Here is a 7,974-nt window from a genome sequence, read left to right as displayed (position 1 = left end):
CGCTTATCAGCAGATCCCGAAAGATCCACCATCGCGTCCGCCATCAAGCGCCCACACTTATCGGCTGTTAATTTTTAAAGATCGGTCCGCATTCACCACCAAAACCGTGCCTCACTTCAACCACCCGGCACCGCTTCGTTCTGCGTCGCTGCATCAGCAGCAGAGAAACGAGATTATGAAGAATCTTTTTCGTTTCGTCAACACTATTTTTTGCTTTCGCTTAAAACCTTGTTGACGCTACGGCCGCTGGTTTCCGCAGCGGCGCTCGTTCGCAAACGAGGAGGCGAATAGTAGGCGAACATCGTCCGCATGACAAGGGGATGACGCAAATCTTTTTTGACGCGCTACTTTCGCGCCGCCATCGCGACTGCTTCGAGCGGCACTGCGTCGGCCATGGCTGCGTAGCCCGCATCGCCCGGATGGATGTGGTCGCCGCTGTCATAGTCCTTTTGCAGGCGATCGGGCTGGGCCCGATCCTTTAGCGCGGCGTCGAAATCGATCACGCCGTCAAAGGCGTGGCTCGTCCGGATCCACTGGTTCACCGCGACGCGAATCGCTTCCCGCTGCGGCGGCAGTGAGGCCGGCGTCAACGTTGCTCCGAATATCCGGATGCCACGCCGATGCGCTTCCGCGATTACCCGCAGGTAGCCGCCGGTCAGATCCGGGGCGCTCACCTGCGTATGCGGAAAATCGCAATCGAGCCCCGCGCGCGGAGGCATCGCCGCGAAATTGATGTCGTTAATGCCGATTAGCAGAATGACGGTTTTGACGCCCGGCCGCTCAAGCACGTCGCGCTCAAACCGCTTGACGAGCGCGTCCCCGTAACACGGCGAGTCGCTCAAAAGACGATTACCGCTGATCCCCAGATTGACGACAGCCGTGGAATGTTCGCCCGCGCGAGCTAAACGGCGCACCAGCGCGTCGGGCCAGCGACGGTTTTCGTTGAGACTGGAGCGCATGCCGTCGGTAATGGAGTCGCCGATCGCCGCGATCGCGCCGGAGCCAGGCGCCTCGACAGACAGGCCCGTCAGCCACGCGAACTGGGTGAACCGCTGACGGAAGGCGTCGCCGGTCGCGTCGCCCGCATGGTTGCCCGGGACGGACACGTAACTGACCTGGTTCGACACCCGATGCCACGCCACAAGTCGCTGTTCCGGTCCCACAAAGGCACTCACGACGTACGGCGCGCCGCTTGCGATATTGATTGCTGCCGGATCGCTTTCCGCCGAGCCGCCTGGCGGCACCGCTATAGCGGTTTTGCCGCCGAACGTCACGCGCGCCTCCCCGGTCCTTTGCGCGGCCGCCCCGCCAGCAGAGCGCGCAATGCGGAGATCCTCGATGACAAGCGGCGTGGAGCCGTACGCGTTGCTGATGTGCAACCGGACGGCATTCCCAGCTAACGTCGGGTAAATGATCTGGCGCACGGTGCGCCCGTGTGTATCCGGCGCGCGATATAACGCGGGCAGGTCGGGTCGCTGGGGTATGGGTTGGAGAGCTGTCGCCCAGGCGGTGGTCCAACTGCCGGCTGTTTCGCTGGCGAGCGCGTTGGTGGAGACGGGAAAGCGAGAGACGAGAACAGCACCGCAGACTGCGGCGAGCGTACGAAGGCGCATTCGGTTGATCGTTCAGATGGAACAGGACGTCCATTGTGCACGATCGCGACGTGTTGACGGCTCAGGATTCGGCTGGGGTTGCCGGTTCACCGCCTGGCGGTCAGGAGGAACGACCTGGACACCCCAATCGGGCGCACCCGACACCGTTCCGGATTACCGCCGACAAAGCCCGCGGTGCGGCGGCATCCCGGATCCGCCAGAACATCCAGGCGTAAAGCGCGCGCCGAACGTAACCGGTGCGCTCAGGCTTCCTGCGTCGACATCATGTTCAGCGCCAGCGCTTCGGCGACTTCGATGCCGTCGATGGCGGCCGAATAGATGCCGCCCGCATAACCCGCGCCCTCACCCGCCGGATACAGGCCTTCGATATTGACGCTCTGATAATCCTCTTTACGCCGCACGCGGATCGGCGACGACGTACGTGTCTCCACGCCCGTCAGCACCGCATCGTGCATGGCAAAACCGGCGATCTTCTTGTCGAGCTGCGGCAATGCCTCGCGAATGGCTTCGATGACGTAGTCCGGCAGCGCCGTACTTAAATCGGTCGGATGCACGCCCGGCTTGTACGACGGCACAACGGAGCCAAGCGATGTCGATGCTCGCCCCGCGATGAAATCGCCGACGAGCTGCCCCGGCGCACAATAGTTGCTGCCACCGAGTTCGAATGCCCGCTCTTCCCACTTGCGCTGGAAGGCGATGCCGGCGAGCGGGCCGCCCGGATAGTCCTCCGGCGTAATGCCGACGACGATCCCCGCGTTCGCATTGCGCTCCGCGCGCGAGTACTGACTCATGCCGTTCGTGACGACACGCCCTGGCTCGGAAGTCGCCGCGACCACGGTGCCGCCGGGACACATGCAGAAACTGTAGACCGCCCGGCCATTGGCTGCGTGATGGACGACCTTGTAATCGGCCGCGCCCAGTTCCTTGTGTCCGGCAAATTTGCCGAACCGGCTCCGGTCGATCATGCCCTGCGGATGCTCGATACGGAAACCGAGCGAGAACGGCTTCGCCTCGATATACACGCCGCGATCGTGCAGCATCTGGAACGTATCGCGGGCGCTGTGCCCGACGGCCAGCACAACATGGTCGCAGCGCAGCGTCTCGCCATTCGACAGCACGAGCGCACGCACCTTGCCCTGATCGATCTCGATATCGTCGACGCGCGTCTCGAACCGCACCTCGCCGCCGAGTTCATGAATCGACGCGCGCATCTTCTCCACCATGCTGACGAGGCGGAACGTGCCGATGTGCGGCCGGCTCAGATAAAGAATGTCCTCCGGCGCGCCCGCCTTGACGAACTCGTCGAGCACCTTGCGGCCGTAATGCTTCGGATCCTTGATCTGGCTGTAAAGCTTGCCATCGGAGAACGTGCCGGCGCCGCCCTCTCCGAACTGGACGTTGGATTCCGGATTCAGCACGCTCTTGCGCCACAGGCCGAAGGTGTCCTTCGTACGCTCGCGAACGGCCTTGCCGCGCTCAAGGATGATCGGCCGAAAACCCATCTGCGCGAGGATCAGTCCGGCAAAAAGACCACACGGCCCCATTCCAATGACGACCGGGCGCAGCGCGGTGCCGCCGGCAGGCGCTTTCGCGACAAAGTGATACGTCATATCTGGCGTAACGCCGCAGTGCGGCTGGCCGGCGAGGCGCTTCATGGCCGCCGCTTCGTCCTTCACTTCGACGTCGACGATATACGTCAGCTTGATATCCGCGCGCTTGCGCGCGTCATGGGCGCGACGGAACACCGTATAACGGACCAGTCCGTCTTTCTTGACGCCAAGATCGGCGAGGCGCGCGAGTACGGCGTCGTCGAGTTCGCTTTGGGCGTGATCGAGCGGGAGTTTGATTTCGCTGAGACGTAGCATGGGAACCGGGAATGCAGGAAGCCGCGAAAGCGCGGCTAATCCGCAATTTTATAGGTTATGCCGCAGCGCGTGGCGAGAACCGGGCCCCGGCGCCTTCCCCGGATGACGTGCGCGACTGACTTTTATTGCTTCCCGCTGCCGCGCTACAGGGCGACGAAACCCTTGCGCTCGAGCGCTTCGCGATGCCATTTGTTACCGTTCACGCCGCAGTACGCAGCAAATGCTATCGACAGAACGAAGCTGGCCAGGTCGGCGGTCACACCGGCCAATCCGATCACGGTGATCAATATGTCTACGGCAAGCATCAGCAACGCGATCAGCCATAGCCGGCGCATGACCGCCCAGAACGGCCCAAGCAGGCACGCAGGCCAGCTGAAGCCCGTCGCGACGGCAGTTGTTTCGTGTGTCTCAACGTGCTGCAGGTAGATTCGCTCTGCCATCTGTGCTTTTTTGTTCCAGGATTAAAAAAACGCGGCGGGCCGGCCGCCAGACAGCGTAACAAACCTACGCTACAGCCCAATCTCAAAAAAATCATTAACCGACCGGTCGGTTGGCTTATACTGCCGATCATGCCCAACTCCGGACGAGAGCGTTAAGACCATGTACACGCAATCCCTCGATATTCCTGGCAACGTCGCGCCGATCGACGCCGCCGCCAGTTCGCCCGTGCAAGCCCGTTTCGACGCCGTCATGGAAGCCGACGGCAAGATCGAGGCACAGGACTGGATGCCCGACGCATACCGCAAGACGCTCGTGCGGCAGATCTCGCAGCACGCGCACTCGGAGATCGTCGGCATGCTGCCCGAAGGCAACTGGATTTCCCGCGCGCCGAGCTTAAAGCGCAAGGCGATCCTGCTGGCCAAGGTGCAGGACGAAGGTGGTCACGGCCTCTATCTATATAGCGCCGCCGAAACGATGGGTGTGTCGCGCGACCAGCTCGTCGACGCACTGCATAGCGGCAAGGCGAAATACTCGAGCATTTTCAATTATCCGACGCCCACATGGGCGGACGTCGGCGTGATCGGCTGGCTGGTGGACGGCGCGGCGATCATGAACCAGATTCCGCTGTGCCGTTGCACGTACGGCCCGTATGCCCGCGCGATGATCCGCATCTGCAAGGAAGAGTCGTTCCATCAGCGGCAGGGTTTCGACGCGCTGCTCTCGATGATGAAGGGCACCGAAGCGCAGCGCGAACTCGTCCAGCAGGCGGTAAACCGCTGGTGGTGGCCGGTGTTGATGATGTTCGGCCCGAGCGACAAGGATTCGATCCACAGCGGCCAGTCGTTCAAATGGGGCATCAAGCGCATTTCGAACGACGACCTGCGCCAGAAATTCGTTGACGCCACGGTCGACCAGGCGAAGCTGCTCGGCGTCACGCTGCCGGACGCGGACCTGAAGTGGAACGAAGAGCGCGGGCACTACGACTACGGCACGATCGACTGGGAAGAGTTCTGGCGCGTCGTGAATGGCGACGGCCCCTGCAACAAGGAGCGCCTCGCCACGCGCGTGAAAGCACACAACGATGGCGCCTGGGTTCGCGAAGCCGCCCTCGCCCACGCTGAAAAACAGCGTCAGCGCGCCCAGCAACACGCGGCCTGAGCGCGGCGACTGCACTCGCCGCGAAATGCGGCATCGAAAGAACAAGGATTCAGGAGATCGACAATGGACAAGTCAGTGAACAGGGAATGGCCCATCTGGGAAGTGTTCGTGCGCAGCAAGCAGGGCCTCGACCACAAGCATTGCGGCAGCCTGCATGCGTCCGACGCCACGATGGCGCTGCGCATGGCGCGCGACGTCTACACGCGCCGCCAGGAAGGCGTGAGCATCTGGGTGGTGCCGTCGTCGGCAATTACGGCGTCCGCACCGGAAGACAAGGCGGAACTGTTCGATCCGGCCGGCGACAAGATCTACCGCCATCCGACGTTCTTCACGCTCCCCGACGAAGTCAACCACATGTAAGCGCCGTCATGTCCACTACGCCCCAACATCTCCAGTACGTGCTGCGCCTCGCGGACAGCGCGCTGATTCTCGGTCAGCGCAACGCCGAATGGACTGGCCACGGTCCGGTTCTCGAAGAAGATATCGCGCTCTCGAACATGAGCCTGGATCTGATCGGCCAGGCACGCCTTCTGTACCAGCACGCCGCCGAACTGGAAAAGACGCTCACCGGCAACACACGCACCGAGGACGATTACGCGTACTTCCGCGCGGAACGGGAATTCGCGAATTACACACTCGTCGAGCTGCCGCATTACGGCCCGCTCGCCGGTACGGCGCATGCCGACAACGACTACGCCGTCACGATCGTGCGCAATTTCCTGTTTGCATCGCTGATGGCGCATCTGTGGACCGCGCTCACCGCGTCGAGCGACGCGCAGCTCGCCGCGATCGCCGCGAAGTCGATCAAGGAAACGCGCTACCACTTGCATCACTCGCGCGAGTGGCTGATCCGCTTCGGCGACGGCACCGACGAATCGCATCGCCGCGCGCAGGACGCGCTCGACTATCTGCTGCCGTACACACGCGAGTTCTTCAGCGCGGACGACGTCGAAACCGTCATCGCCGATGCGGGCCTTGGCCCGAAAACGGCCGATCTCGAAGCGGCGTGGTCCGAGGACGTCCGCGAAGCGCTCGACGAAGCTACGCTCACGCTGCCCGAACCGGCGAAGCACGTCACGACGGGCAAGCACGGCGAGCATTCCGAGCATATGGGCTACGTGCTGGCTGAAATGCAGAGCATCGCGCGCCAGCATCCCGGCGCGACCTGGTAATTCCACGGAACCCACCGCCGATAAAGCCAAACGGAGCAAGACGATGACCGCGACACTCGCCGCCCGCCCCGACACCACGCTCGATCACGCGTGGGCCGTGCTCGAAGCCGTTCCCGATCCGGAGATTCCGGTCGTGTCGATCCGTGAGCTCGGCATTCTGCGCGACGTGCGCCGCGCCGCCGACGGCGTGCTTGAAGTCGTCATCACGCCGACCTACTCGGGTTGCCCGGCGATGTCGCAGATCGCCGAGGACGTTGGCCTCGCGCTCGACGCCGCCGGTTTCACGCCGCACCGGATCGCGACCGTGCTGGCGCCGGCGTGGACCACCGACTGGATCACCGTCGAAGCGCGCGAAAAACTCCGCGCTTACGGCATCGCGCCACCGACCGGCAATTGCACGAGCGATGCGGGCGCGCCGGTGGAGAAAGTGGTCCGCTTCATGCCCCGTCCGATGGCCGCCCCGACCTGCCCACGATGCGGCTCCGCGCATACCGAACGTCTCGCACAATTCGGTTCGACCGCCTGCAAGGCCCTGTACCGCTGCATCGACTGCCGCGAACCCTTCGACTATTTCAAACCGTACTGATATGGCTACTCCGCAATTTCATTCGCTGCGCATCCGTGAAGTGCGGCCTGAAACCGCCGACGCGGTCTCGGTCGCCTTCGACGTCCCGGTCGAGCTGCGCGAGCAGTTCCGCTTCACGCAGGGCCAGTTTGTTACGCTGAAAACCCATATCGACGGCGAGGAGACACGTCGCTCGTATTCGATCTGCGTCGGCGTGACCGACTACGATCGCGACGGCGAACTGCGCATCGGCATCAAGCGCGTGCGCGGCGGCCGCTTCTCGAACTTCGCATTCGACACGCTGCAGCCCGGCCATACGATCGACGTGATGACGCCGGACGGCCGCTTCTTCACGCACCTGAACGCCGACCAGGGCCAGCAGTACGTCGCGTTTTCGGGTGGCTCGGGCATTACGCCGGTGCTCGCGATCATCAAGACGACGCTCGAAATCGAACCGCGCAGCACGTTCACGCTGGTGTACGGCAACCGCAGCGTCGACCAGATCATGTTCGCCGAAGAGCTCGAAGACCTGAAGAACCGCTTCATGAACCGGTTCATCCTGTATCACGTGCTGTCCGACGACCTGCAGGACGTCGAGTTGTTCAACGGTGTGCTCGACCAGCAAAAGTGCGGGGAATTCCTGGAGACGCTGCTGCCGGCCGGTTCGATCGACGAAGCGTTCATCTGCGGCCCGGGCCCGATGATGGACGCCGCCGAAGCCGCGCTAAAAGCGGCCGGCGTGCCGGCGGCGAACGTGCACGTCGAGCGTTTTGGCTCGCCGCTGCCGCAAGCGGGCGTGCCGCCGGTCGAAATCACGGAGAACACGCCCGCCGCCGATCTCGAAATCGTGCTGGACGGCAAACGGCGCAAGTTGCGTCTGCCGTATCAGGGTGTGAGCGTGCTCGATGTCGGCCTGCGTGCCGGACTCGCGCTGCCGTACGCGTGCAAGGGCGGCGTCTGTTGCACGTGCCGCGCGAAGGTGCTCGAAGGCGAAGTAAAGATGGAGAAGAACTACACGCTGGAGCAGCACGAAATCGACGACGGCTTTGTGCTGACATGCCAGTGTCATCCCGTCAGCGACCGCGTGGTCGTGAGTTACGACGAGCGCTGAGCCGGGCGCCGGCCATCGCCGCCGGAAACTTCCGGCACTCCCGCGATCC

Annotated in this window: 9 protein-coding genes; 6 read left to right on the top strand and 3 right to left on the bottom strand. The window is 63.2% G+C overall.

Annotated features, from left to right (window positions below):
• On the top strand, positions 1-235 hold a 235-nt coding region (locus tag LPA36_RS20030), incomplete at its 5' end, for a hypothetical protein (protein WP_228880456.1).
• Positions 236-344: 109 nt separating this feature from the next.
• Here LPA36_RS20030 and LPA36_RS20025 read toward each other — a convergent pair.
• The 3 genes from LPA36_RS20025 to LPA36_RS20015 all read right to left on the bottom strand — a co-directional run bounded on the left by LPA36_RS20025 (position 345) and on the right by LPA36_RS20015 (position 3,918).
• Positions 345-1,613: an SGNH/GDSL hydrolase family protein gene (locus LPA36_RS20025; protein WP_228880453.1), complete on the bottom strand. Its 1,269-nt coding sequence runs from the start codon at positions 1,611-1,613 to the stop codon at positions 345-347.
• Positions 1,614-1,855: 242 nt separating this feature from the next.
• Complete coding sequence (locus LPA36_RS20020; RefSeq protein ID WP_228880451.1) at positions 1,856-3,478, bottom strand: NAD(P)/FAD-dependent oxidoreductase; 1,623 nt, start codon at positions 3,476-3,478, stop codon at positions 1,856-1,858.
• A gap of 143 nt (positions 3,479-3,621) precedes the next feature.
• Positions 3,622-3,918, bottom strand: a complete 297-nt coding sequence (locus tag LPA36_RS20015) for a DUF2628 domain-containing protein (RefSeq protein WP_228880449.1) — start codon at positions 3,916-3,918, stop codon at positions 3,622-3,624.
• A gap of 160 nt (positions 3,919-4,078) precedes the next feature.
• Between LPA36_RS20015 and paaA the strand changes: the two genes are divergently transcribed.
• From paaA to paaE, 5 genes are all read left to right on the top strand, one after another.
• Positions 4,079-5,077 carry a 1,2-phenylacetyl-CoA epoxidase subunit PaaA gene (gene paaA, locus LPA36_RS20010; RefSeq protein WP_228880447.1) on the top strand — a complete coding sequence of 333 codons (999 nt, stop codon included), beginning with the start codon at positions 4,079-4,081 and terminating at the stop codon, positions 5,075-5,077.
• Positions 5,078-5,152: 75 nt separating this feature from the next.
• Positions 5,153-5,437, top strand: a complete 285-nt coding sequence (gene paaB / locus LPA36_RS20005) for a 1,2-phenylacetyl-CoA epoxidase subunit PaaB (RefSeq protein ID WP_228880497.1) — start codon at positions 5,153-5,155, stop codon at positions 5,435-5,437.
• Positions 5,438-5,445: 8 nt separating this feature from the next.
• Complete coding sequence (paaC, locus tag LPA36_RS20000) at positions 5,446-6,249, top strand: 1,2-phenylacetyl-CoA epoxidase subunit PaaC (protein WP_228880445.1); 804 nt, start codon at positions 5,446-5,448, stop codon at positions 6,247-6,249.
• Complete coding sequence (gene paaD, locus LPA36_RS19995) at positions 6,230-6,835, top strand: 1,2-phenylacetyl-CoA epoxidase subunit PaaD (RefSeq protein ID WP_228880486.1); 606 nt, start codon at positions 6,230-6,232, stop codon at positions 6,833-6,835. Before paaC ends, paaD begins: the two co-directional genes overlap by 20 nt.
• A 1-nt stretch (position 6,836) precedes the next feature.
• Complete coding sequence (gene paaE, locus LPA36_RS19990; protein WP_228880442.1) at positions 6,837-7,925, top strand: 1,2-phenylacetyl-CoA epoxidase subunit PaaE; 1,089 nt, start codon at positions 6,837-6,839, stop codon at positions 7,923-7,925.
• Positions 7,926-7,974 lie beyond the last annotated feature (49 nt).

It is taken from the genome of Paraburkholderia saeva (assembly GCF_907164555.1).
Classification (GTDB): Bacteria; Pseudomonadota; Gammaproteobacteria; order Burkholderiales; family Burkholderiaceae; genus Paraburkholderia; species Paraburkholderia saeva.
Note: the sequence above shows the minus strand (reverse complement) of the source record. Positions and strands in the feature narration are given on the sequence as shown.